Source organism: Alloalcanivorax marinus, assembly GCF_016906305.1.
GTDB lineage: Bacteria > Pseudomonadota > Gammaproteobacteria > Pseudomonadales > Alcanivoracaceae > Alloalcanivorax > Alloalcanivorax marinus.
Genome location: NZ_JADDOL010000005.1, coordinates 103,169 through 127,976, shown reverse-complemented (window position 1 = coordinate 127,976; position 24,808 = coordinate 103,169). Strand labels below are relative to the sequence as shown.

General features: G+C 68.3%; 26 protein-coding genes. 7 read left to right on the top strand and 19 right to left on the bottom strand.

The genetic code is table 11. The features are described from left to right. Positions 1–35 precede the first annotated feature (35 nt). Complete coding sequence (locus tag IM760_RS06340) at positions 36–377, bottom strand: 4a-hydroxytetrahydrobiopterin dehydratase (protein WP_204427692.1); 342 nt, start codon at positions 375–377, stop codon at positions 36–38. Between the two features lie 65 nt (positions 378–442). Then, a complete protein-coding gene (locus IM760_RS06335) occupies positions 443–1,675 on the bottom strand; it encodes an acyl-CoA dehydrogenase family protein (protein ID WP_204427691.1) in 1,233 nt (410 codons plus the stop codon). 137 nt (positions 1,676–1,812) lie between these two features. Here IM760_RS06335 and IM760_RS06330 point away from each other — a divergent pair, with 137 nt between their 5' ends. Then, positions 1,813–2,529: a 2-phosphosulfolactate phosphatase gene (locus IM760_RS06330; protein WP_228233545.1), complete on the top strand. Its 717-nt coding sequence runs from the start codon at positions 1,813–1,815 to the stop codon at positions 2,527–2,529. Positions 2,530–2,533: 4 nt separating this feature from the next. Here IM760_RS06330 and IM760_RS06325 read toward each other — a convergent pair whose 3' ends face one another. Then, positions 2,534–3,235 carry a ComF family protein gene (locus IM760_RS06325; protein WP_204427690.1) on the bottom strand — a complete coding sequence of 234 codons (702 nt, stop codon included), beginning with the start codon at positions 3,233–3,235 and terminating at the stop codon, positions 2,534–2,536. An 85-nt stretch (positions 3,236–3,320) separates the two neighbouring features. On the opposite strand from IM760_RS06325, the gene bioB reads away from it, so the two are divergent. The 5 genes from bioB to bioD are packed head-to-tail and all read left to right on the top strand — an operon-like array spanning position 3,321 to position 7,895. Further along, positions 3,321–4,490, top strand: a complete 1,170-nt coding sequence (gene bioB, locus IM760_RS06320) for a biotin synthase BioB (protein ID WP_204427689.1) — start codon at positions 3,321–3,323, stop codon at positions 4,488–4,490. A gap of 14 nt (positions 4,491–4,504) precedes the next feature. Then, positions 4,505–5,662, top strand: coding sequence for an 8-amino-7-oxononanoate synthase (bioF, locus tag IM760_RS06315; protein ID WP_204427688.1), 1,158 nt, complete (start codon positions 4,505–4,507; stop codon positions 5,660–5,662). Further along, a complete protein-coding gene (gene bioH / locus IM760_RS06310) occupies positions 5,650–6,468 on the top strand; it encodes a pimeloyl-ACP methyl ester esterase BioH (protein ID WP_204427687.1) in 819 nt (272 codons plus the stop codon). The genes bioF and bioH overlap by 13 nt, the downstream gene beginning before the upstream one ends. Further along, complete coding sequence (locus tag IM760_RS06305) at positions 6,431–7,231, top strand: malonyl-ACP O-methyltransferase (protein WP_204427686.1); 801 nt, start codon at positions 6,431–6,433, stop codon at positions 7,229–7,231. Before bioH ends, IM760_RS06305 begins: the two co-directional genes overlap by 38 nt. A gap of 22 nt (positions 7,232–7,253) precedes the next feature. Further along, complete coding sequence (gene bioD, locus IM760_RS06300; protein WP_204427685.1) at positions 7,254–7,895, top strand: dethiobiotin synthase; 642 nt, start codon at positions 7,254–7,256, stop codon at positions 7,893–7,895. A gap of 115 nt (positions 7,896–8,010) precedes the next feature. On the opposite strand, the gene IM760_RS06295 is transcribed toward bioD, so the two are convergent. The 3 genes from IM760_RS06295 to IM760_RS06285 all read right to left on the bottom strand — a co-directional run bounded on the left by IM760_RS06295 (position 8,011) and on the right by IM760_RS06285 (position 9,876). Further along, positions 8,011–8,631 (bottom strand): YbhB/YbcL family Raf kinase inhibitor-like protein, encoded by a 621-nt coding sequence (locus IM760_RS06295; protein ID WP_204427684.1) that lies wholly within the window; start codon positions 8,629–8,631, stop codon positions 8,011–8,013. Between the two features lie 112 nt (positions 8,632–8,743). Beyond that, the gene (locus tag IM760_RS06290; RefSeq protein WP_204427683.1) at positions 8,744–9,205 is read right to left on the bottom strand and encodes a flavodoxin family protein; all 462 of its coding nucleotides are present in this window, start codon (positions 9,203–9,205) and stop codon (positions 8,744–8,746) included. Between the two features lie 182 nt (positions 9,206–9,387). Beyond that, positions 9,388–9,876: an Lrp/AsnC family transcriptional regulator gene (locus IM760_RS06285; protein ID WP_204427682.1), complete on the bottom strand. Its 489-nt coding sequence runs from the start codon at positions 9,874–9,876 to the stop codon at positions 9,388–9,390. Positions 9,877–10,154: 278 nt separating this feature from the next. Between IM760_RS06285 and IM760_RS06280 the strand changes: the two genes are divergently transcribed. Continuing rightward, positions 10,155–11,840, top strand: a complete 1,686-nt coding sequence (locus IM760_RS06280) for a 2-isopropylmalate synthase (protein WP_204427681.1) — start codon at positions 10,155–10,157, stop codon at positions 11,838–11,840. 149 nt (positions 11,841–11,989) lie between these two features. Here the strand turns inward: IM760_RS06280 and IM760_RS06275 are convergent, their stop codons facing one another. The 13 genes from IM760_RS06275 to IM760_RS06215 all read right to left on the bottom strand — a co-directional run bounded on the left by IM760_RS06275 (position 11,990) and on the right by IM760_RS06215 (position 24,808). Then, complete coding sequence (locus tag IM760_RS06275) at positions 11,990–12,691, bottom strand: type 1 glutamine amidotransferase (RefSeq protein WP_204427680.1); 702 nt, start codon at positions 12,689–12,691, stop codon at positions 11,990–11,992. 23 nt (positions 12,692–12,714) lie between these two features. After that, positions 12,715–13,788: an META domain-containing protein gene (locus IM760_RS06270; RefSeq protein WP_204427679.1), complete on the bottom strand. Its 1,074-nt coding sequence runs from the start codon at positions 13,786–13,788 to the stop codon at positions 12,715–12,717. A gap of 60 nt (positions 13,789–13,848) precedes the next feature. Further along, positions 13,849–14,520 carry a monofunctional biosynthetic peptidoglycan transglycosylase gene (mtgA, locus tag IM760_RS06265; RefSeq protein WP_204427678.1) on the bottom strand — a complete coding sequence of 224 codons (672 nt, stop codon included), beginning with the start codon at positions 14,518–14,520 and terminating at the stop codon, positions 13,849–13,851. A 58-nt stretch (positions 14,521–14,578) separates the two neighbouring features. Further along, positions 14,579–16,270 carry a SulP family inorganic anion transporter gene (locus IM760_RS06260; protein WP_204427677.1) on the bottom strand — a complete coding sequence of 564 codons (1,692 nt, stop codon included), beginning with the start codon at positions 16,268–16,270 and terminating at the stop codon, positions 14,579–14,581. A 150-nt stretch (positions 16,271–16,420) separates the two neighbouring features. Beyond that, positions 16,421–16,900: a nucleoside deaminase gene (locus IM760_RS06255; protein WP_204427676.1), complete on the bottom strand. Its 480-nt coding sequence runs from the start codon at positions 16,898–16,900 to the stop codon at positions 16,421–16,423. 1 nt (position 16,901) lies between these two features. Then, complete coding sequence (locus IM760_RS06250) at positions 16,902–17,678, bottom strand: ABC transporter permease (RefSeq protein ID WP_204427675.1); 777 nt, start codon at positions 17,676–17,678, stop codon at positions 16,902–16,904. A gap of 1 nt (position 17,679) precedes the next feature. Beyond that, positions 17,680–18,483 (bottom strand): ABC transporter ATP-binding protein, encoded by an 804-nt coding sequence (locus IM760_RS06245; protein ID WP_204427674.1) that lies wholly within the window; start codon positions 18,481–18,483, stop codon positions 17,680–17,682. A 4-nt stretch (positions 18,484–18,487) separates the two neighbouring features. Continuing rightward, positions 18,488–19,480, bottom strand: coding sequence for an ABC transporter substrate-binding protein (locus IM760_RS06240; protein ID WP_204427673.1), 993 nt, complete (start codon positions 19,478–19,480; stop codon positions 18,488–18,490). Positions 19,481–19,545: 65 nt separating this feature from the next. Continuing rightward, positions 19,546–20,319 (bottom strand): alpha/beta fold hydrolase, encoded by a 774-nt coding sequence (locus IM760_RS06235; RefSeq protein WP_204427672.1) that lies wholly within the window; start codon positions 20,317–20,319, stop codon positions 19,546–19,548. Positions 20,320–20,329: 10 nt separating this feature from the next. Beyond that, a complete protein-coding gene (locus tag IM760_RS06230) occupies positions 20,330–21,310 on the bottom strand; it encodes an isopenicillin N synthase family dioxygenase (RefSeq protein ID WP_204427671.1) in 981 nt (326 codons plus the stop codon). 29 nt (positions 21,311–21,339) lie between these two features. After that, positions 21,340–22,704: an 8-oxoguanine deaminase gene (locus IM760_RS06225; protein WP_204427670.1), complete on the bottom strand. Its 1,365-nt coding sequence runs from the start codon at positions 22,702–22,704 to the stop codon at positions 21,340–21,342. Between the two features lie 79 nt (positions 22,705–22,783). Continuing rightward, positions 22,784–23,524 carry a GntR family transcriptional regulator gene (locus IM760_RS06220; protein ID WP_204427669.1) on the bottom strand — a complete coding sequence of 247 codons (741 nt, stop codon included), beginning with the start codon at positions 23,522–23,524 and terminating at the stop codon, positions 22,784–22,786. Between the two features lie 93 nt (positions 23,525–23,617). After that, positions 23,618–24,808 (bottom strand): urate hydroxylase PuuD, encoded by a 1,191-nt coding sequence (locus IM760_RS06215; RefSeq protein ID WP_204427668.1) that lies wholly within the window; start codon positions 24,806–24,808, stop codon positions 23,618–23,620.

Here is a 24,808-nt window from a genome sequence, read left to right as displayed (position 1 = left end):
GCGGCCGCGCAGTTGCCAGGGGGCCGGCGCGTCCATCAGCGGTGCTCGTACAGGTCGTCGGTCTTGGCGGCGCAGATAAAATCGTTGCGGTGCAGGCCGCCGATCTTGTGCGTCCACCAGGTCACCGTGACCTTGCCGTATTCGGTGAGCAGGGCCGGGTGGTGGCCTTCGTCCTCGGCCAGGTCGCCCACCCGGTTGGTGAAGGCCAGGGCCTCGGCGAAGTTCTTGAATGAAAACTGCCGCTGCAGCCGTTCCTCGCCGTCCTCCTCGATCTGCTTCCAGTCGGGAATCTGCGGGCGCAGCTCACGGGCCTCCTGCTCGGTGATGCGCGGCGCGTCCGCGCGGCAGGCTTCACAGTGCTGTTGTTGCAGGGTCATGGCACATCCTCCTTGTTGGCGACAAGGTTCAGGCTACAAGTTTCAGGCGACAAGCTCCAAGCGGCTCAGTCCCGGCCGATCAAATCCCGGGCGATGGCGATGATCTGCATTTCGTCGGTGCCGGCGTAGATCTGCAGAATCTTGGCGTCGCGCATCAGCTGCTCCACCCGGGACTCGCGCATGTAGCCGTAGCCGCCGTGGATCTGCACCGCCTCGGTGGACACCTCCATGGCCGCCTGGGCGGCGTAGAGTTTCATGGCCGAGGCTTCCGCCAGGGTCATCTGCTTGCCGGCGGCGGTCATCTCGATATAGCGGAACACCATGTTCTGCAGGTTGGCGCGGGCCACTTCCATCTTCGCCAGCTTGAGCTGGATCAGCTGGTTGTCGCCGATCGGCCGGCCGAACTGCACCCGGTCCCGGGCGTAGCCGGTGCACAGCTCCAGGGCCCGCTCCACCATGCCCAGGGCCATGGCCGCCACGCCGGCCCGTTCCTGCATGAAGGTGGCTTTGGCGCCGGAGCGGCCATAGGCGGTTTCACTGCCGCCCAGCAGCCGGTCCGCGCCCACCTTGAGATCACTGAAGAACAGTTCGCCGGTGGGTGAGCTGCCGATGCCCATCTTCTTGAACGGCTTGGACTGCTCCAGCCCTTCCATACCGCTGTCGAGAATAAAGGACACGATCTTGCGGTCCCGGGGCGCCACGCCTTCCTCGTCCAGCTTGCAGATCAGGATGATGGTGTCGGCGAACGGGCCATTGGTGATCCAGGTCTTGCTGCCGTTGATCACATAGCCGCCGTTGCCGTCCCGGCGCGCCAGGGTTTTCATCTGGCCGAAGGCGTCGGAGCCGGAGTTGGGCTCGGAGATCGCCCAGGCGCCCACCTTTTCCAGGGTCAGCAGCGGCAGTGCCCAGCGCTCTTTCTGCTCCAGGGTGCCCTTGCTCATGATGGCGCCGCCGGCCAGGCCCATGGACACGCCCATGGCGGTGACCAGCCCCTGGGCGTGGCGGCTCAGCTCGATGATCGGGATCATGGTCATGGCGGCCTGTTCGCCGGAGCCGCCGCCTTCCTCCCGGTCGCCCCGGTCGGCGGCGGTCTCGCCGGCTTTCTCGCGGGCGATGCGCTTCTCGAAGCTCTGCGTGGCCATCACGTCCATGCCGAAGGTTTTGATCATCTTGCGCAGGATGTCGTAGGGCGGCACGCCGTTGTATTCGATGTCGTCCAGATTGGGCACCACTTCCCTGGCCACGAAGTCGCGCACCATCTTCTGGATCATCTGTTGTTGTTCGTTCCATTCGATCATCACGGTCACCGGGTCGATTGACGATGCCCCGACGCTAGCAGGCCGCCCGGCGGGCGTCATTGATCGGGTTTGACCGGGCCGTTGGTGGGATTGGTCAGGGGCGCCGCCGTTTTCAGGGGGCGGCGCCATCCTTCATAATGCCCGCTTCGTTCAGCAACCCGGCCGCGCGCATGGAGATCAAGATCGCCCAGGGGCACAACCCGCCCCACAACGTTCACGGCATCACCGTGGTGATCGACGTGATTCGCGCCTTCACCACCTGCCACGAGGCGTTTCTCGGCGGCGCCAGCCATGTCTATCCGGTGGCCAGCCCCGACGACGCCTTCGCGCTGCGCCGCGATTACCCGCAGGGTCTGCTGGTGGGCGAGGTGGAGGCGCTGCCCATCGAAGGGTTCGACCACGGCAACTCGCCCTGGGAAATCCGCCACACCGATGTGCGTGACCGCTACCTGATCATGCGCACCACCAACGGCGTGGCCGCCACCCTGCGCGCCCGGGACAGCCGACAGGTGCTGGTGGCGGCGCTGGTCAATGCCCGCGCCACCGCCCGTTATATTCTCGAGCAGGCACCGCCCACGGTGGTGCTGGTGGCCTCCCACCCCACCGGCGACGAGGACGTGGCCTGCGCCGAATACCTGCGTACTCTGCTGGGCGGCGAAGGCATCTCTTTGCAGGAGGCCCGGGAGCGCACCCTCAACGCCTTCGCCGCGCGCAAGTTTCTGGACGGCCGCCACCCCCGTCTGCGTCCCCAGGACATCGAGATGGCGGCCTCGGACGCCGGCGAAGACGCGCTGGTGATGGGGGTGACCTACGAGCCGGTGCCCCGTATCGACGTGGTACCGGCGGGGCGCTAGACCTCTAGGGGCCCGCGTCCAGCGTCCTGGCCAGGGCCCAGACCCGCACTTCCTCCGCGCCCGCTTCCCGCAACGCATGGGTGGCGGCGCGCACGCTGGCGCCGGTGGTGATCACGTCGTCCACCAGCAGCACCCGCCGCCCACGGCTGGCGGGCAGTGCCCGGAAAGCGTGGCGCAGGCTGCGCACCCGCCAGGCCCGGCTGCGGCCCTGCTGGGGCCGGGTGGCTCGCTGGCGCCGCAGCAGCGGCACCACGGGACGGCGCCAATGGGCCGCCAACGCCGTCGCCAGCCGTTCCGCCTGATCGAAACCGCGCACCCAGCGGCGCCGCCAATGGGCGGGCAACGGGCACAGCAGGTCCGCCTCCGGCCAGGGCAGCGGCGCCGCCGTGGCCAGCGCTTCCAGGGCGCGCTCCACCGGCAGGCGTCCGTGGTGTTTGTAGGCATTGATCAGCCGGTCCAGCGGAAAGCGGTAAGCCCAGTGGCAATAGCCGGCGCTGAAGCCCGGTGGCTGGCGCAGGCAGCGCCCGCACAGATCGCCGGGCGCCAGCCCCGGCGCCGGCAGGGCGCAACGGCAAAGAGGGCCGTCCAGGGCACAGTGGAGGTCCAGCTCCCGGCGGCAATGCCGGCAAAGGCCGGTGTCGTCCGGCCGGGCACACAGCACGCAGCGGCCACGCGGCACGTCATCGCGAAAAAGATCAAAAAACATCCATCCGTAAACCTTTGCAAGGGTTCTCAAGTTGACAGAGCCCGGCGGCCTGCTAGGCTTTGGGCAACCGTTCGGAGAGACCATCATGCCTGTAGCCGCCGCCACGCCCCGTAAGCCATCCGCCATGAATGCCGTACGCCATGACTGGCATCGGGGTGAGATCGAAGCCCTGTTCGCGCTGCCCTTCAACGATCTGGTGTTCCGCGCCGCCCAGGTACACCGGGAGCGGTTCGATCCCAACGCGGTGCAGGTGAGCACCCTGCTGTCGATCAAGACCGGCGCCTGCCCGGAGGACTGCAAGTACTGCTCCCAGTCCGGCCACTACAACACCGAGCTGGAAAAAGAGAAGCTGCTGGAAGTGACGCGCGTGGTGGAAGAAGCCCGCGCCGCCCGTGACAAGGGCGCCTCGCGCTTCTGCATGGGCGCCGCCTGGCGCAGCCCGCGCGCCAAGGACATGCCCTATGTGCTGGACATGGTGCGTCAGGTTAAGGCGCTGGGCATGGAAACCTGCATGACCCTGGGCATGCTCGACGAAGGCCAGGCGAAGGATCTGGCCGAGGCCGGCCTGGACTACTACAACCACAACCTGGACACCTCGCCGGAGTACTACGGCCAGGTCATCACCACCCGCACCTACAACGATCGCCTTTCCACCCTGGCCAACGTGCGCGACGCCGGCATGAAGGTGTGCTGCGGCGGCATCGTCGGCATGGGCGAGAACCGGGACGACCGGGTGGGCCTGCTGCAGCAGCTCGCCAACCTTCCGCACCATCCGGAATCCGTGCCCATCAATATGCTGGTCAAGATCGAGGGCACGCCGCTGGCGGACGTGGCCGACCTGGACCCGTTCGAGTTCGTGCGCACCGTGGCGGTGGCGCGCATTCTGATGCCGGAATCCTACGTGCGGCTGTCCGCCGGCCGCCAGGAAATGCACGACGAGGCCCAGGCCCTGTGCTTCCTGGCCGGCGCCAATTCGATCTTCTACGGCGAGCGCCTGCTGACCACCGACAACCCGGAAGCCAACCACGACAAGCAGCTGTTCGAGCGCCTGGGCATCCACCCGCTGGACCCGCGCCACGAGGCCTCCGACGAGGCCCACGAAGAGGCCCTGCGCCAGCAGGTGGCCGAGCAGGAAGCGGCGGACAGCGGCCTCTACCACGACGCCATGGCCTATCAGGCCGACGGCAAGCGGGCCGCCAAGCACGTGCTCGACAAGGACACCGGACGCCCGGCCCAGCGGCCGGTGGACGCCTGACCCGGAGCGCTCCGTTGGGCTTTGATCTCAAGGCGCGCCTGGACCAGCGGCGCGCCCGGCAGCGCTATCGCCGGCCCCAAATGATGGACGCGCCCAGTGGGCGCGTCACCCGGGTGGACGGCCGCGAGGTTTTGAATTTCTGTTCCAACGATTATCTCGGCCTGGCCAACGACGCCGAGGTGATCGCCGCCTTCCGCGACGCCGCCCTGCGCTGGGGCGTGGGCAGCGGCGCCTCCCATCTGGTGTGCGGCCATCAGCGTCCCCACCAGGAACTGGAAGAAGCGCTGGCCGAGCACACCGGCCGCCAGCGGGCGCTGCTGTTCTCCAACGGCTATATGGCCAACCTGGGCGCCCTGACTGCGCTGGTGGGCCCCGGCGACGCCGTGTTTCAGGACCGCCTCAACCACGCTTCCCTGCTCGACGCCGGCCAGCTCAGCGGCGCCCGCTCCCGGCGCTTCGCCCACAACGACGCCGAGGCCCTTGGCGGGCAGCTGGCGCGCAGCCCGGCGCCGCGCAAGCTGGTGGTCACCGACGGCGTGTTCAGCATGGACGGCGACCAGGCGCCGCTGGCCGACTATCTGGCCGCCTGCGAGGCCCACGACGCCTGGCTGATGGTGGACGACGCCCATGGCCTGGGCGTGCTCGATGGCCAGGGCCGTGGCACCCTGTTCGCCCAGGACGTCAATGATCGGGTGCCGGTGTACATGGGCACCCTGGGCAAGGCCCTGGGCACCGCCGGGGCGTTCGTGGCCGGCTCCGAGGATCTGATCGAGACACTCATCCAATTCGCCCGTACCTACGTTTACACCACCGCGTTGCCCGCCGCCGTGGCCGCCGCCACCCTGGTGAGCCTGGACAAAGCCCGCCGCGAACAATGGCGGCGCGACAAGCTGGCCACGCTGATCGACCGCTTCCGGCGCGGCGCCGCCGGGCTTGGCTACGAGTTGATGGCGTCGGACACGCCGATCCAGCCGATTCGGCTCGGCGACGACGGCGACGCCCTGGCGCTGAGCCGGGCGCTGGCGGAGCGGGGCGTGCGCGTCACCGCCATCCGTCCGCCCACGGTACCGGAGGGGCAGGCGCGCCTGCGGGTGACCCTGTCCGCCGCTCACGAGGAGGCGGACGTGGATGTTCTGCTGAACGCTCTGGAGGCCGCCAAGTGCCCAAGCTGATGCCCTTTCACAACACCTACCGGTGCACCGGCCGGGCCGATCAGGACGCCGGCGACATCGTGCTGCTGCACGGCTGGGGGCTGCACGCCATCGTGTTCGACGACATCGTGCCGGCGCTGCTGGAACACTTCCGGGTCACGGTGATCGACCTGCCCGGCATGGGCCAGAGCCCGCTGCCCAACGACGACTACACCCTGGACTTTCTGGCCGACCAGGTGGCGGCGGTGATGCCCGAGCGGGCCCATCTGCTGGGCTGGTCCCTGGGCGGTCTGGTGGCCCTGCGCCTGGGCCTGACCCGACCGCGGCGGGTGCAATCCATCGTCACCGTGGCCACCACGCCCCGCTTCACCGCCGCCGACGACTGGCCGGCGGCCATGAAGCCGGAGATTCTCGACGCCTTCGAGAAGATGTGCCGGGAGGACTACGAAGGCACCCTGGTGCGCTTTCTGGCGCTGAACTGCAAGGGCGCCGAGTCCATGCGTCAGGATGTGGCCCGCCTCAAGGAGATTCTCTATTTCTGTGGTCTGCCGGCCCACCGCGCCCTGCGCGAAGGGCTGGCGATCCTGCGCGACACCGACCTGCGCGCGGACCTGGCGTCGCTGACGCCGCCGCTGCGCATGATCTTCGGCGAGCGCGATCATATCGTGCCGGCGGCGGCGATGGCCGCCGTCGAGCCGCTGCTCAACGAGCGCGGCGATACGGCGCTGATCGAGCAGGTCGCCCATGTGCCGTTTCTGTCCGCTCCCGATACCTTCAATCGCGCCGTCGATGACTTCCATCGCCAGCACCGCTTCCTGGATGAATAAGCAGGCGGTGGGCGAGCGCTTCGGGCGCGCCGCCGCCAGCTACGACGCCCACGCCGGTCTGCAGCTGGCCTGCGCCCGCAGCCTGCTGGACATGGCGCCGGCGGAGCTGGTCGGCGAGCGCGCCCTGGACCTGGGCTGCGCCACCGCGCCCCTGGCCCGCGCCCAGCAGGCGCGCTGGCCGGCCAGCCGCTGGCTGGGCGTGGACCTGTCGCCGGCCATGCTCGCCGAGGCGGCGGCGCGCGGCCGTACCGGCCCGCGCTTCCAGCCCCTGTGCGCGGACGCCGAGCGCCTGCCCCTGGCGGACGCCGGGCAGGCCCTGGTGTTTTCCAGCTTCGCCCTGCAATGGTGTGCGCCGGAGCGGGTCGCGGCGGAACTGGCGCGGGTGCTGATGCCCGCGGGCTCGCTGTTGCTGGCGGTGCCGCTGGCCGGCTCCCTGCACGAAATGACCGACAGCTGGGCGGCGGCGGACCGCCGCCCCCACGTCAACCGGCTGCCGGCGGAACCGGACTGGCGGCGCGCCCTGGCCGGCGCCGGGCTGAGTCTTCAGCACGCCGAAAACCTGACCTTCACCGAACACTACCCGGACGTGAAAAGCCTGGTGCGCGCGTTCAAAGCCACCGGCGTGGACCATGTCCAGGGCGGCGCCACCGGGCTCACCGGCAAACGCGCCTGGCGCGCCATGTGCGACGCCTACGAAGCGCGCCGTCAGCCCGCCGGCCTGCCGCTGACCTGGCGGGTGCTGTTCGTGCACGCCCTACGCTGACCCGGGTTCAAGGAGACCCCGCATGAGTGACCGTCCACCGCTGCCCGTGCTCAAGGGCGTGTTCTTTATCACCGGCACCGACACCGAGGTGGGCAAGACCTGGGTCGGCTGTCGTCTGCTGGAACGGGCCCGGGACGCCGGGCTGCGCTGCTACGGCCTCAAGCCGGTGGCCGCCGGTTGCGAGCGCACCGCCGAGGGCCCGCGCAACGAGGACGCGCTCAACCTGATGGCGGCCTCCTCGGTGGCGCTGCCCTATGAGGTGGTGAACCCGGTGGCCCTGGACGCGGCCATCGCGCCGCACATCGCCGCCCAACAGGAAAACCGGCGCATCACCCTGGCGCAACTGGCCGGCTACGTGCGCGGCGCCCTCAACAGCCACCCGGCGGACCTGGTGCTGGTGGAAGGCGCCGGCGGCTGGCGGGTGCCCCTCAACGACCGGGAAATGCTGTCCGGCCTGGCGGTGGAACTGAACCTGCCGGTGATCCAGGTGGTGGGCATGAAACTGGGCTGCATCAACCACGCCCTGCTCACCGCCGAGGCGATCCGCGCCGACGGGTTGCACTACACGGGGACGGTGGCCAATTGCTTCGGCGAGATGGATGTGCGGGAGGAGAATCTGCTCACCCTGCGGCAGCATTTGCCGGGGGCGTTCACGGTGGTCTAGGAGAGTTGAAAGTTAAAAGTTAAAAGTTGAAAGGGAGGCCCGACCGGGCCTCCCCCTTTTTTAACTTTTAACTTTTAACTTTTAACTTTTAACTGGCTATCGCCGTGCTGACGGCTCAAACGTTCGCTTTCAACGTATAGGTGCCGGTAACACTGGCGCGGTCGAGTATGTGCCCTTCCATGGCTTTCATCACGTCGCCGCCACGGAAGTCGCCGTCCAGGCCCAGGCTGGTGACGTCCAGGGCATAGACGGTGAAGGTGTAGTGATGCAGGCGCTCGTCGTTCCAGGGCGGGCAGGGGCCGTCGTAGCCGCCGTAGACGCCTTTCATGTCCGGGTCGCCGGCCATGAAGTCGGTGTAGTCGTTGGCGCCGCGCACGCCTTTCTCCACCCGGCCGGTGCTCTTGCCGCGCGGCGTCACGCCGTCGGAGTCCTCGCCCTCGGCGATTTCGCGCACTTCGGCGGGGATGTCCACCAGCAGCCAGTGGTAGAAGTCCACCCGGGGCATTTCCTCGGCCAGGGTTTTGCCTTCCTGATTGACGTTGCTGGCATCGGACGGCACGTCCGGGTCCACCACCACCACGGCGAAGCTGCGGGTGCCTTCCGGCACGCCGTCCCACGTTACCCGGGGATTGCGGTTGTCGCTCAGGGCCATGTGGTCCTGGGCATGGGGCACCGCGAACGCGAACTGGCCGGGAATCGGTTGTCCTTCGGAAATACCTTCCACGGTGATGCGCATGCTGTCCTCCTGCTCGGGAAATGAAACTCGTGATTGAGTGGTGTGTGCCCGCCACCCGGATTTCAAGGGTACACCCAATCCGGAGGAGGGTGGGCAACGGCGCTTTTCCGGTTCAGAAAATCCCGGCGTCCAGGCCGGCGGCCAGGTACAGCCCCAGCTCACGCACCGGTTCGAGAAAGTCATCGCGCCACTCGCCACGGCATATCAGCGGGTCCTGGACCCAGTTCCAGCGTAACCCGGTGACGATGGACTCAATCCCCCGGCGGGTGCCGGTGCCGTCATGGCCGGCGCGGATATAGAGGGCGCAGGGCAGCCCCTGCTTATCATCGATCACCGCGTAATAGGTGCGGTCGAAGAAATCCTTCAGCGCCCCGCTCATGTAGCCCAGGTTCTCGGTGGTGCCCAGCAGGATGCCGTCGCAGGCCATGACGTCCTCCGCGCCGGCCTCCAGGGGCGGTTTCCAGACCGCCTCCACCCCCTCGACGTCTCCATCGCGCGCGCCCTCCAGCGCCGCCTCGGCAAGCCGGCGGGTATTGGGGGAAGGGGCATGGGCAACGATCAGTAAACGCTTCATGGGGCCAGGGTAGCAGGGGGGATGAGAAAAGGGGCAAGTTAAAAGTTGAAAGTTAAAAGTTGAACGGGCGGCGCTGGCCAAAATGGACAGACGGCGGGCAGCTCGGTGCCATAAGCGCGGGCACGGCGGGCCAGCTTCCCGGCGCCCGCCCGCGTTTCAACTTTTAACTTTTAACTTTCAACTCAATCCATGTACGTCAACGGCAGCGCCGACGTATCGATCACCCGCCGCATCACGAAACTGGAACGCACCCCGGTGACGCCTTCGATGCGGGTGATCTTGTTGAGCAGAAACTGCTGGTACTGGTCGATGTCCGGCACCACCACCTTGAGCAGATAATCCGCTTCCTGGCCGGTGACCAGATAGCACTGCTGCACCTGGGGGTACTCGGCCACCGTGGCTTCGAAGTTGGCGAAGCGCTCCGGGGTGTGGCGGTCCATGCTGATCTGGATCATGGCGGTCAGATCCAGCCCCAGCCGGCGCGGGTCGAGCACCGTTTCCCGGCGCAGGATGACGCCGGCTTCCTCCAGCTTCTGCACCCGCCGGGAGCAGGGCGAGGGCGACAGGCCGACCTGCTCCGCCAGTTGCTGGTTGGTCAGGCCGCCGTCGCGTTGCAAGGCGTCGAGGATGCGCACGTCGGTGCGGTCGAGTTTCGCGAGTTTTTTCTCCATGGCGCAACAAAACCTCGGAATCATTAAAATAAAAAGCGGAACATTGCGGAAGGTGGCGAAATAAGAAGAAAAAAGCAAGCACATTGTCGGTGCGGATGCCTAGACTGGTTCCTGTGCCGCGAGACGATCACAAGTCGCCTCGCGGTCGGTCGGGTTCCCGCCTTACCGGGCGGGAACCGGGACCGATTTTCCGGCGCCACGCCGCGCCCCACCGGTGATCCCGGTCGCGGCCCAACGCCAAGGCCAACCCGGCAAAACAACACAATCTGGAGCAACCCATGAGTTTCGATCATCGCAAGTACGCGCCTTTCCCCACCATCGACAAACCGGACCGCCAGTGGCCGTCCAAGCGCATCGAGAAAGCCCCCCTATGGGCGGCGGTGGACCTGCGCGACGGTAACCAGGCGCTGATCAAGCCCATGTCGGTGGCCCAGAAGAAACGCTTCTTCAAGCTGCTGGTGGAGCTCGGTTACAAGGAAATCGAAGTGGGTTTCCCGTCCGCCAGCCAGATCGATTACGACTTCTGCCGCGCCCTCATCGAGGAAGACCTGGTGCCCGACGACGTGCACATCCAGGTGCTCAGCCAGGCCCGCCAGGAGTTGATCGAGCGCACCTTCGAGTCCCTCAAGGGCGCCAAGAAGGCGGTGGTGCACATTTACAACGCCACCTCGCCCACCTTCCGCGAGCAGGTGTTCAACGTGGACAAGGAGGGCTGCAAGGCGATCGCCGTGAAGTCCGCCGAGTGGGTGCGTGACGCCGCCGCCAAACAGCCGGACACCGAATGGTCGTTCCAGTATTCGCCGGAGACCTTCAGTGCCACCGAGACCGATTTCGCCATCGAGGTGATCGACGCGGTCAACGAAGTGTGGCGTCCGGACCAGGGCCAGCGGGTGATCATCAACCTGCCGGCCACGGTGGAAGTGAGCACGCCGAACGTGTTCGCCGACCAGGTGGAACTGGTGCACGAGAACATCCGCTACCGGGAGCACGTGCTGATCAGCGTGCACACCCATGACGACCGGGGCTGCGGCGTGGCCGCCGCGGAGCTGGCGGTGATGGCCGGCGCCGACCGGGTGGAAGGCACCCTGCTCGGCAACGGTGAGCGCACCGGCAACATGGACCTGGTGACCGCGGGTATGAACCTGTACGCCCAGGGCATCGATCCGGAGATCGACTTCTCGCGCATGAAGGAAATCCGCGCCCTGGTGGAAGAGATCACCGAGATCGACACCCACCCGCGTCATCCCTATGCGGGGGATCTGGTGTTCACCGCCTTCTCCGGCAGCCACCAGGACGCCATCCGCAAGTGCCTGGCGCGCTATACCCCGGGCGACATCTGGCGCGTGGCCTATCTGCCCATCGACCCGCACGATCTGGGCCGCCGCTACGAGGAAGTGGTGCGCATCAACTCCCAGTCCGGCAAGGGCGGCGTGGCCCATGTGCTGGAGCGGGACTTCGGCATCAGCCTGCCGCGCTGGTTGCAGCAGGAACTGGCCATGGTGGTGCAGCAGGACGCCGAGGAAGACGGTGGCGAGATCACCGGTGAGCGGATTCACCGCCGCTTCAACGGCGACTACCTGAACGTGCCGGCGGGCTGGACGTTGCGTTCCTACGACCTGCACCGCGCCGACGACGGCGTGCGGGCGCGCATCAGCGTCGGCGACGAGGAAGGGGCCACGGTGGACCTGGAAGGTCGCGGCGAAGGCGCCATGGGTGCCCTGGTGGACGCGCTCAATCGTCGCCACGGCTGGCAGATCCGGGTGGAGGCGTTCGACGAGTACTCCCTCGGCGACAACACCGAGGCCAACGCCATGGCCTGTGTGCGGGTGCAGGTGGGCGAGCAGGTGCAGAGCGCCGTGGCCCTGGCGGCGGACACCACCGCCGCCGCGCTGCAGGCGATTCTGTCCGCCGCCGGCCGGGTGGCGGCCTCCGAGGCCGAGCAGCCGGCCCGCGCCCGGGCCTGACCGGAACGGCCCCCGGGCCACGAAAAAGCCCGCCCTTCGAAAGAGGGGCGGGCTTTTTTTGGTTCATCGCGCTTTGGCGGAAGTCCCCTCCAGCGGGGGCGCGCCCTGAGCCGCTTAGCAGCGAGCCTCGGCGCTGTGGGCTGCTTCCTTCAGCCGGGCTCCGGCAGGAAGACTTCCAGCAAGCGGTTCAGGCGTCGGCGGGCGTCGTCGAACAGCGGCGGGTGGGCCAGCATTTCCGCTTCGCTCTGTACCCAGGGGCCGCCATCGCGCAGTTCGTCCGCGCATTCGTGGCACAGGGCGCGCACGTTGTCCGGCGCCAGCTCCAGATGAAACTGCAGGCCCAGCACCCGCTCGCCGTAGCGGAACGCCTGATTTTCGCAGCCCCAGCTGCGCGCCAGATGGACGGCGCCGTGGGGAATGGCGAAGGTGTCGCCGTGCCAGTGCAGCACCGGCTGGCCGTCGTCGAACACCGCGCCGATCGGGTCGGCGCGGCCGGCCTCGGTGCTTTGCACCGGGAACCAGCCGATTTCCCGCTGCGGGTTACGGGTCACCGGCGCGCCCAGCACCCGGGCGATGATCTGCGCGCCCAGGCACACGCCCAGTATTTTGCGGTCCCGTTCCAGGCTGGCGGCGATCAGGCGTTTCTCGCCGTCCAGCCAGGGATAGCGTTGCTCGTCGTCGGCGCCCATGGGGCCGCCCATCACGATCAGGGCGTCGAACTGGTCCGGGTCCGGCAGCGGGTCACCGTGATAGAGCCGCGAACCGCTCACCGTGTGGCCCTGACGCTCCAGCCAGCCGGCCATGGTTCCCAGTTTTTCGAACGGTACATGGGACAGATAGTGGACGCGCATAGAGGGTTTCCCGATACAGGTTCCTAATAGAGGTACTCCGCCCGCAGCACCGCCAGCAGACCGTTTTCACCGTCATAGAGATTGAGGCGCTGGCCTTCCACCTGGAAACGCCGGGTGCGGTTCAGCACGTCCATGAATCCCTCGGCCACATTGTCGCCGGCGCAGGCCATTTCCGTGCTGGTCAGGTTCTCAAGAGTAAGCCGCTGCCCTTCGCTTTGGTAGCGCCCGCTGAGCGTGTTGCAACCGGTGTTGCCCTTCACTTCCCCTTGCTGGTCATGGAACACCAGGTGCGCCTGGCGATTCTGCCCCTCCGGCGCCGGCACCGGGCGGCCCTCCACCTGCAGCAGCTTCCAGTAGGTGTCTTCCAGGCCGGCGTTGGCGCTGGCCGGGCTCAGCGGCAGGGTCACCGGACGCTGTCCGTCGTCCAGCACGCGCAGGGGCGCGGGCATCGCGAACAGGGTGGCGCCGTCGGCGAGCACGCGGGCGTCCAGGCCGTAACGGCGGTCGGCGGCCACCCGGCTCTGGTCGAAATAGAGACGGAAGGGCTGGGCCAGGTCGCCCTCCAGGGTCAGGCGGGTGAGCCGCTGGGCCAGCGGCGCGCTGTCGCCGCCGGACAGGTCGCGCAGGGTCAGCACCACCACCCCGGTTTCCGGTATGGCCGCGTCCTCCGGCAGGATCAGGCGGCCTTCCACGGTGCCGATGTCGGTGGCGTCGCGGCGGTATTCGCCGGCGAAGGGGGAGTCGCCCTCCAGGGTCAGGGCCGGGTTGTCCAGGGTCGCGGTCAGGGTCTGGTCGACGATCAGGCCGCCGTCGTCCAGGTAGTGCAGGGCCAGTGCGCCCTGGTCGGTTTTCTCCCAGCGCAGGCCCCGGCGGGGCCCGCCATTGACCAGATACAGCTGGCCGTCGTCTTCCAGCACCAGGGCGTTCAGTTCGCTGTCACCGGCCGGGCGCCAGATGCCGGCCAGGCCCTCACGGGCCTGGGTGGCCGGGGCTTCGGCGGGCACCTCCGTGGATTGCTCGGGGGCGGCGGGCGGTGCCGGGTCGTCACAGGCGGTGAGCAGGAACACAAGAGGGACGAGTAACCGGAACGGTCTCATACGGCGGTCTCCAGAATTTCACAGGGCCACGGAACACAGAGTCCCGCGCGCCCGACAAGTTCAAGGCGACGGGATACGCACCAGGGGCAGCTGCTCCTGAATCCAGAGCGTGCGTTGCTGCACGTAGTCGGTGGTACCGCGCACGTCGTAATAGCTGGGGCGGGGCAGCAGCACGGCCATCTGCGCGGCCTGGGCCGGGGACAGCTGGTCGGCGTCGACACCGAAATAGTGGCGCGCCGCGGCCTGGGCGCCGAACACCCGGTTGCCCCATTGGGCGGTGTTCAGGTACAGCTCCAGGATGCGCTGCTTGGACAGGGACAGCTCCAGCATCACCGCGATCAGGGCTTCCTGAAGCTTGCGGGTATAGGTTTTTTCCGAGCTCAGGAACAGGTTCTTGGCCAGCTGCTGGGTGATGGTGGAGCCGCCGGCCACCGGGCGGCCGGCTTCCTCGTTGCGCTCCATGGCATGGCGGATGCCGCGCCAGTCGAAGCCGGAGTGCTCCACGAAGCGGGCGTCCTCGGAGATCAGCACCGCGCGCTTCAGGTCGTCGGCGATGTGCTCGTAATCGCGCCATTGGTAGCTCACCTGGCCATGGGCGCGGGCGCGCTCCATGAAGGCGGTGTCCTTCGGGTTCTGGCCGCGCAGCTGCAGCACCAGCCCCAGGTACCAGAGCTGGGACGCCAGGGCGGCGATCACCAGCAAGCCCAGTACGGAAAGAAAAAATCGCTTCATGCGGCGGATCGTATCCTGCTTCTCGGAGTCCCGATTCTCTCCAAAACCGGCGCGCTTGTCAGGTGGCCGAGGCCGTTGTCTCGCCCAGAGCCTCGATGGCGTCACGGTTGTTGACGAACAGATTGGCCTCGCCGAACCGTTCCAGCAGGCCGGTGTGCGCCATGACATCGCGTACCTGCTTCTTCACGCCGGAGAACGCCAGCCGCACGCCCCGGGCGTGCAGGTCGGCCTGCAGCCTTTCCAGGGTATCGGCGCCGGTGGCGTCCATGGCGTTCATGGCCGAGGCGCAGATCAGCACCACCCGCAGGTCCGGTTCATCGCGCAGCCGTTCACGGATAAAGCGGTCCAGCAGCGGCGCGGTGAGGTAGGTGAGCGAGGCGTCCAGGCGCAGCGCCAGCACCCCCGGCGCGATCGGCGGCAGGTTGTGCAGGCGACGGTCGCGCAGGGTGCCGGCGGCGTGCAGGCCCAGCTCGATCAGACGCGGGTGGGCACGACGGTAGAGGAAGAACAGCATCGCCAGCACGAAGCCGGTGAACACGCCCCAGTGCAGATAGGGCACCGAGACCAGGGTCACCACGAAGGTGGCGATGCCCACGATGCCGTCGTCCAGGGAGGCGCGCCACAGCCGCACGAAGGCGGACGGGGTGATCAGATTGAACACCGGCACCATGATGATGGCGGCCAGGATGGCGCGGGGCAGATGCTGCAGGTAGCCGGTCAGAAACAGCAGGCACAGCACCGTGCAGAGCGCCGCGAACAGCGCCGACCAGCCGCTGGTGGCGCCCACGTAGCGGTTCAGGGCGGTGCGCGAGAATGAACCGCTGACCGGGAAGGCGCCGCTCAGGCCGCTGGCCACCTTGGCCAGGCCCTGGCCCACCAGCTCCTGGTTCTGATCCCACAGGCGACCGTCCGGCGACGGCAGGGAACGGGCGCTGGACATGGCTTCGGTGAAGCTGATCAGGGCGATGATCAGCGCCGCCGGCAGCAGCGCCCGGTGCTGTTCCAGGGTCAGGGCATCGGGCCAGTGCAGCAGAGGCAGACCGGCGGGCACCTGGCCGGCCACGGAACCGCCCAGGGCGGCGTAGCCCAGGGTGGCGCTCACCGCGATGCCGAGCACGCACACCACCAGCACCCCGGGCAGCTTCGGCCACAACCGCCGCTGGGCGAACAGCAGCAACATGGCACCGGGGCCGAACGCCAGGGTCCACAGCCAGGTCAGGTCCGGGTGGGCAAGGTGGTGGGTCAGTGAATCCAGGGCCGCCCCCCAACCGCCGCCGTCCAGCCCCAGCAGGGCCGGCAACTGCGACACCAGAATGATCAGGGCGGCGGCGTTGAGGAAGCCGGTGATCACCGCGTTGGAGACGAAGTTGGCGATCAGTCCCAGGCGCAGGGCGCCGAGCAGAAACTGGATCAGGCCAGCATAGATCGCCAGCCAGATCGCCAGGGTCACCCATTCGCCGCTTTCCGGCGTGGCCATGGGACTCAGCGCCGCGAAGGTGAGCAGGCTGGTCAGGGCCACCGGCCCCACCGCCAGCAGCGGCGAGGAGCCCCAGAGGATGCCCACCACGCTGGGCAGCAGGGCGGCGTACAGCCCGGTGACCGGCGGCATGCCGGCCAGGGTGGCGTAGGCCAGCGCCTGGGGAATCAGGACCAGGCCCACGGTGACGCCGGCGAACAGATCCTGGCGCAGGGCTCGGCGCGTGGGACGGGGCCAGCTCAAAAACGGCAGCAGGCGCGTCCAGACGGTCATCGGTTACTCCGGCGAATCAACCACGATGGCGTCGCTTGCCCGAGGGCGGGGCCGCGGCGCGGGAAAGGGTAAAGAAAGTGGTTATATGTTAATGCCAAAGCGTTATTGTCGCCAGGGGCGGGACGGTGGCCGTCCCGGATCGGAGGACCCTCAGTGCCCGGTGGCCGCCCAGAAACGTTGGTGCAGGGCCGCCGCCTCGTCTTCCAGCAGCGGGCCGATCACGTCCACCGGTCGCTGGCCGGCGTCGAACACCTGACGGCAGGGCAGATCCAGGGTGGGGTTTTCCGGGTGATCGCCGGTCAGCGCCTTCAGACGCTTTTCGGACAGGCCGTAGACCACCCGGCCGACGCCGGTCCAGTAGACCGCGCCGGCGCACATGGCGCAGGGTTCCGCCGAGGTGTACATCGTGCAGTCGGCGAGGAACTCCGGCCCCCAGGTGGTGGAGGCGCGGGTCATCAGCACCCGCTCGGCGTGGCCGGTCATGTCGTGGTCCGGCAAGAAGGCGTTTTTCTGCTCCATCAGCACCTGGCCGTCCGGTCCCACCAGCAGGGCGCCGAACGGGTGGCCGCCGTCTTCCATGGCCTGTCGGGCCACCTCGAAGGCGCGGCGCAGGTGGTGTTCGTGGTTCATCTCATGGCTCCGTTTTCGGCAGGCTCCAGGGAAACAGCAGGCGCTGCGTCAGTGCCACCAGCTGGAACAACGCCAGGCTCAGGCTGACCAGCACCACCAGCGCGGCGAACGCCTGGGGCACCTTGAAGAAGGACGTGGAAAAGGCGATGAAGAAACCCAGGCCGTTTTCCGCCGCCACGAACTCCGCCACCACCGCGCCGATGATCGCCAGGGTCACCGAGATGCGCAGCGCCGAGAAGATGTAGGGCACCGCGAACGGCAGCTGGATATCGCGCACCGCCCGCAGGCGGCCGGCGCCCAGGGAGCGGGACAGCTCCATCATCGCCGGCGGCGTGGCCAGCAGGCCGGTGACCGTGGACACCACGATCGGAAAGAAGGTGATCAGAAAGGTGATCACCACCCGTGGCGCGTCGCCGGCGCCCAGCACCACCACGATGATCGGCGCCACCGCCACGATCGGCGTGGACTGGATGATCACCAGTTGCGGATAGAGCGCGCGGGACAGCAGCCGGCTGTTGGCCAGGGCCACCGCCAGGGGGATACCGATCAGCACCGCCAGGGCGTAGCCCTGCAGACTCACCCGCAGGGTGGCCCAGGTGTGGTCGAGCCAGCTGCTCAGAGGCACCTGAAAGGCGCTCTGCACGATGGCGCTGGGGGTGGGCAGCAGATAGGACGGCACCGTCAGCAGCCGGCAGGCTGCTTCCCAGATCAGCAACAGGAGCAGGGCGGCGATCAGCGGCGCGCCCCGGTCCAGGGCGCTCAGCAGCGTCCGGCGCATCTCAGGCCAACGCCTCGGGCCGGAACACCTGGGCGCGGATCTGGTTGGCGAGGTCATGGAAGCGTGGCTCCGACAGCGTTTTCATCGAACGTGGCCGGGCCAGGCCCACGTCGATGATTTCCCGCACCCGGCCGGGGCGCGCCGACATCACCAGGATGCGGTCGGCGAGCAGCAGGGCCTCGGGGATCGAATGGGTAATGAACAGCACCGTCTTGGGCCGCTCCGCCCAGATGCGCAGCAGCTCGAAACTCATCTCGTCGCGGGTCAACGCGTCCAGCGCCGAGAACGGTTCGTCCATCAGCAGAATGTCCGGATCGTGCAGCAGCGCCCGGGCGATGCCCACCCGCTGCTGCATGCCGCCGGACAGCTCATCCGGGCGTTTATGGGCAAAGTCGCGCAGCCCGACCATCTCCAGCAGTTCCTCGGCGCGGGCCTTTTCCGTGGCGCTGACCCGGCCGTGTTTGTGCTTCATGGGAAAGGTCACGTTGTCACGCACCCGGAGCCAGGGCAGCAGCGTGGGCTGCTGGAACACGATGCCCACTTCTTCCCGGGGGCCGGCCACCGGCAGGCCATAGATTTCCGCCTGGCCGTGGGTGGGTTTCACCAGTCCGGCGATGATCCGCAGCAGGGTGGACTTGCCGCACCCGGAGGGGCCGATCACCGCCACGAACTCGTGGCGGCGCAGGGTGAAACTGACCTCGTCCAGGGCGGTGACGCGGCTGCCGTCGGAAGAGGTGAACACCTGGCCGACCCGGTCGAAGCGGATCGCCGGGCGTTCGCCGCCGGGCTCGAGGCGGGTGCTCATCGGCTCACTCCGGGATGAATGCGCGGGTCACGGCGTCTTCCGGATCGAGCGCATCCGCCGGCAGGTTCTGGGCCTTGGCCACCCAGGCCCAGGTTTCCTTGAGCAGCTCCGGCTCGAAGGCGCCCAGGCCGTCCTGCTTGGCGATGTCGGTATCGATCAGCTGCGCTGAGACGGCGAATTCCTCGGCGGCGATGTCCGCGTCGATGTCCGGCACCATCGCCTTGAGGGCGGCGCCGGCCTTGGCCGGGTCGGCCACGGCCATCTCCAGGGCCTGCTTGTAGACCGCCACGAACTTCTTCACCAGGGCCGGGTTTTCCTCGATCAGACGATCGGAGGCGAACATGGAGAGGCCGTAGCCGTTGAAGCCGTATTCCGACCAGGGCAGCACCTTGACGGTCTTGCCGGCGTCCTTCGCCAGGGCCTGGAAGGCCGGCAGCTTGGTGATCCAGTTGATGGTGCCGTCCACCCGGCCGGTGGCGAACATGGGGCCCATGGCGCCCGGGTCCACCTTCAGCACCTTGACCGCGTCCGGGGTCATGCCATTGGCCTCCAGCACCAGCGGCCAGGTCACGTTGGAGGCCGAGAAGGTGGCGGTGGCCAGGGTTTTGTCCTGCAGATCCTTGAGGTCGTCGATGCCGGCGCCTTCCGCCACGAACACCGCGTCCGGCTGCCGGGTGTAGATCGACATCACCGCGGTCACCGGCACCTCGGCGCCGGCCTTGGCCTGCATCAGCGCCGACAGGCCGCCGGAACCCATGTCGCCGGCGCCGGTGCCGAGTTTGGTGACCACGTCGCTGGAGCCGCGACCGGTCATGATCTCCACCTCGATGCCGGCGTCCTTGAACAGGCCTTCCTGCACGCCGAGATAGATCACCGCCTTGTCGCCGGCGGGCAGCCAGTCGTTGAGCCAGCGGATTTTGTCGGCGGCCTGGGCGCCGGCCGTCAGCGTGCTTACCCCCAAGGCAAACAGAATGGATCGCAGGGCACGAACCTTCATGGCGTCACTCCTCGTTATGTTCTGTATACGGAAGTGTATGCAAAGCTTGTGCCCATTCGGGCTTTTCAGGCGCCTTGAGGGCCGGCGGCGGGGTCGCGGAAAAACTCGCCCAGCACTTCCGCCAGCGCCGCCGGCGCGGCCACCTGGGGCGCGTGGCCGGTGTCCAGGGACACCACCCGGGCGCCGGGCACCAGCGCCTGCATGCGCCGCTGGGCGGCGGGCACCACCGAGCGGTCGCGCAGAGCTTCCACATACAGGCGTGGCACCCGCCCGAACCGTCCGGCGCTCCACACCGGCACCGCCGCGCGGGCTTTTTCCGGTTGCGGAGTGAGGCGCCCGGCGGCGCGCCGCGCGGCGGCCTCGGGCAGATCCTGGAAGAAGATGCGCCGGGCGGCCTCCGGTGGCACCCGGCTGGCGCCGCGTGCCTGGTTCCAGAGCAGGTGCGGCACGATGCCGGCGGCCTCCGGGTGGTCGGCCTTGAGGGCGGCGGTGATGTCCGCGAAGCCGGTGCCGGAGGGCAGCATCATGCCGGCGACGAAGGCCACGCCGGCGATCCGCTCCGGCGCCCGTTCCGCCACCCGGGTGGCGGTGACGCCGCCGCCGGAATGGGCCACCAGCCCCACCGGGCCGGGCAGGGTATCGAGCAGCGCCAGCACCGTGTTCTCGTAATCGTCGAGACCGGCGTCCAGGCCGCCCAGCGGACCGTGCCCGTTGCCCGGCAGTTCCACCGCCCGGGGCCGGAAGCCGGCCGCGCGCAGCGGCGCCAGCAGATCGTCCCACACCCAGGCGGCGGCCCAGGCGCCGTGAATCAGAATCAGATCGCGTACCGGCTCTGACAACGTCGGCGCCTCACGCATAGGTCCGCCGATACATTTCCATAAGGTGCTGCTCCACCGTCACCGGCGGGTACTTGGGCTGTTCACCCGGTGCCAGGCAGCCGGGCAGGCAGCGCACCTCATGGTCCGGGTTGCCGGAATAGAAGAACGGCACCGAGTACCGCTCGTGCCCGGAAATATTCACCACCCGGTGCACGGTGGAGCGATAGCGGTCGTTGGTCCAGCGGGCGATCATGTCGCCCAGGTTGACCACGTAGGTGCCGGGAATCGGGTCGGCGTGGAGCCAGCCGCCGCCGGCCTCGTCCCAGACCTGCAGGCCGGCGTTGTCGTCCTGCAGCAGCAGGGTGATGCCGCCGAAGTCGGTGTGCGCGCCGCAGCCCTTTTCGTTGGGGGCCGGATTGGCCGGCTGCGGCGGGTAGTGCAGCAGGCGGACGATGGCCTGGGGCTCCACGCAGAAGTCCGCGAAGAAGTCCTCCTGCAGATCCAGGGACAGGGCCAGGCCGGCCATGATGCGCTCGCTGAGGGCGGTCATGGCCTGGTAGTAGGCCTCGATGGCCGGGCGGAAGTCCGGCACCTGGGCGGGCCATTGGTTGGGCCCGTGATTGAACTTGCCGGCGCGCACCTTGGGATCGTCCGGGCCGCGCTCCTCGCCGATGTAATAGCTCTCCTTCAGGTCCGGCGGCGCGCCGGCTTCCAGGGTCTGGCCGCGCAGCGGGTCGTAGCCCCGGTTGGCCGGCGAATGGGCCATGTCCACCTGGCGCTTGTGCTCCATGGGCAGGGCGAAGAAGGCGCGCGACGCCTCGAACACCCGCGCCTGCAGCGCCGGATCGATGCGGTGCTCGCGGATATAGAAAAAGCCCTTGTCGGTGCAGGCGGCGCGCAGGGCCAGGCCCACGGCCCGGCGCTCGGCGGCGCGCGGCGAGCGCAGGCCGGAGATGTCGATGATCGGCAGGGCGTCCTGGTCGACCCGGAGGGCGTCGAAATCGGTGCTCATGGGCATTCTCCCGGCGTGGGCCGGCACCGTCAGGCGCCGATCAGTTGCCGTGCCAGGCGGTTGTGGTTTTCCACCAGGCGGGGCAGGTCCACGGTGGCCAGCCGGCCCCGGTCCACCACCTTGCGGCCGTTGATAAAGCTGTAGCTGACCCGGCGCGGCGCCGAGAACAGCAGGGACGCCAGCGGATCGATCTGGCCGCCGGCGTAGGCGATGTCGTTCAGGTCGAAGGCGATCAGGTCGGCGCAGTAGCCCGGTGCCAGCCGGCCGATGGCGTGATCCCGGCCGAGCACCCGGGCGCCGCCCCGGGTGGCCAGCCACAGCGCCTCGCGGGCGCTCATGGCGGTGGGGTCCTCATGGCGCACCCGCGCCACCAGCATCGCCTGGCGGGCTTCGCCGAGCAGGTCGTTGCCGTCGTTGGAGGCGGTGCCGTCCACGCCCAGGCCGACCTTGACGCCATGGTCCAGCATCTTGCGGATCGGCGCGATGCCGGAGGCCAGGCGCATGTTCGAGCAGGGGCAGTGGGCCACGCCGGTGCCGGTGCGGCCGAACAGGTCGATGCCGTGGTCGTCCAGGTGCACGCAGTGGGCGTGCCAGACGTCCTCGCCGACCCAGCCGGTGTGCTCGGCGAACTGCGCCGGGGTCATGCCGTAGCGTTCCTGGCTGAAGGCCAGATCCTTGCTGTTCTCGGCGGTGTGGGTGTGCATCAGCACGCCCAGGTCGCGGGCCAGCAGGGCGCTTTGCCGCATCAGGTCGGGGGTCACGGTGAACGGGGACGAGGGGCCCAGGGCCACCTGGATCATGGCGTCGTCGGCGCGCTGATGGTGGGTCTCCACCACCCGCTGCATCTCCTTGAGCACCGCGTCCTCGTCCTGCTCCACCACCTGATCCGGCGGCAGACCGCCCTGGCTCCGGCCCAGGGTGATCGCCCCGCGCACGCCGTGGTAGCGCAGCCCCACCGCGTGGGCCGCCTCCAGATTGTCTTCCAGCCGCGAGCCGTTCACGTACAGATAGGCGTGGTCCGCCGCCGTGGTGCAGCCGGACAGCACCAGCTCCGCCATGGAGGTGGTGGCCGAGGCGGTCATCATCTCCGGGGTGATGTTGCCCCACACCGGAAACAGGGCGCTGAGCCAGTCGAACAGCTCCGCGTTCTGCGCCGCCGGCAGCGCCCGGGTGAGCGACTGGAACATATGATGGTGGGTGTTCACCAACCCGGGAATCACCACATGACCGCGCAGGTCGATCACCTCATCGGCGCTGTGCGGCAGGTCCGCGGTGGCGCCCACGGCGCTGATGCGGTTGTCGGTAATCAGCACGGCGCCGTCGGCGATCTCACCCTGGTCGTCGTCCAGGGTGGCGACCAGGGTGGCGTTCTTCAGCAGCAGGGTGCGGGGCATGCGTGGCTCCTTGAGGTGCAGAGATCGGACTGTATACAGAAATCGGGATCACTGACGACAAGCAGGAGCCGTGCCGGAATCAGGAAGGCGGGCGCAGAATACTGGCGAGATCGATGGGGCGGCTGTCGTCGTTGAGGTCGAGCAGGTTTTCCAGCGCCACCAGATGGTCGTGGGCCAGGGCCGCCGCCGCCTCGCCGTCGCCCTTGGCGATCAGGGTGGCCAGGCGGCCGTGGTCGTCGCCCAGAAAACAGGCGGTGATGCCCGGGGATTTGTACAGGGCGATGACGATGGAGGTGCGCAAAACCAGGTCACGCATCATCCGCCCCAGCACCTGATTGGGGCAGTGCCGGGCCAGGAAACGATGCACTTCCATGGAGCAATGCACGCGGTCCTGATCGCGGCCGCTGTCGTGGGCGGCCTTCTCATCCTTCACCAGCTTGCGCAGTTCCTGCACCCGCGCCTTGCTCAGGGTGCCGGCGGTGAGCCGCATTACCTCGCTTTCCACCAGCCGCCGGGCGGCGAAAATCTGCCGGGTTTCCTCCACGTCCGGGCGCGCCACCATGGCCATCTGGTTGGGGCGCTGTTCGATCACATGGTCGGAGGTCAGGCGGGTCAGCGCCTTGCGCACGATGGAGCGGCTCACGCCGAACATCTCGCTGAGCGCCACCTCCGGCAGCCGCGAGCCCGGCGGCAGCCGCTGGGTAAGCACCGCCTCGTAGATTGAATCGTAGATGGTCTGGTCACTGGCTTTGCGCGCGCCCCGGGCGGGGGCCAGGGTGGCGGCGGAGGGGAACTTGCCGGAGTCGGGAGCCGTGGCCATGGAAGGAAACCTCTGGGTCGAACCCGAAATGCGTCGAGCCCGAAATGTATACATCTTGTCCTGGCCACGCAAGGTGACCGCGCGCGGTCACCCTCAGGGCGCCGTCTGGTTCAGCCAGCGTTCCAGCAGCGCGCGCTCCTGCTCGGTGATGCCGGTAATGTTGCCGGGCGGCATGATGTGCGTGCGCACCGCCACCTGACCGATCTGCCGGCGGTGCTGGCGGATGGCGTCGTCGTCGTCCAGGCGAATGCCCTTGGGCGGCGTCGCGAAACCACCGAAGGAGGGCCGGGCCGCGTGGCACACCGCGCAACGTTGCTCGATCACCGGGCGCACCTGGGCCAGCGGCACCGTGGGGCCGGCGCCGTCGCCGCCGTCCTTCTGCAAAGCCACCGGCGCGGTGGCCGCCACGATCGTCACCAGGCCGGCCAGCGCCAGCACCGGCAGCGGCCAATGGCGGCCGGGCAGGTGGCGCACGTTGAAGTAATGGCGAATAACGATGCCCACCGCCGCCAGGGCCACCAGAATCAGCCAGCTCCAGTGGCTGCCGTAGGTGCCGGGAAAATGGTTGCTGATCATGATGAACAGCACCGGCAGGGTCAGGTAGTTGTTGTGCCGCGAGCGCAGGGCGCCGGCCCGGCCCCGGGCGCCGTCCGGCGCGCGGCCGGCCTGCATGGCCGCCACCATGGCGCGCTGACCGGGGATGATCACGAAGAACACATTGGCCACCATGCAGGTGCCGATGGCGGCGCCCACGTGGATATAGGCGCCACGACCGCTGAACAGCTGATTCAGCCCCCAGGCCAGCAGCACCAGCAGCGCGAACAGCACGGCGGCCAGCGCCACCGGCCTGCGCCCCAGCGGCGAGCGGCACAGGCCGTCGTAGACCAGCCAGCTCAGCGCCAGGGTGGCCAGACCGATCAGACTGGCGGCGAGCGGCGACAGGTCCGCCACCGAGGGGTCGATCAGGTTGGTGCGGGCGTTCAGGTAATAGACCACCGCCAGCAGCAGGAAGCCGCTGATCCAGGTGTAGTAGGCCTCCCATTTGAACCAGTGCAGACGCTCCGGCAGCCGCGCCGGCGCCACCTGGAATTTTTGCAGGTGATAGAAGCCGCCGCCGTGGATCGCCCACAGGGTGCCTTCCACGCCTTCGGGTTTGTCGCCGTCGCGCTCCAGCTGATTCTCCAGCCAGTTGAAGTAGAACGAGGCGCCGATCCAGGCCACGCCCACGGTGATGTGCAGCCAGCGGATCAGCAGGTTCGCCCACTCATGGAGATGCCCTTCCAT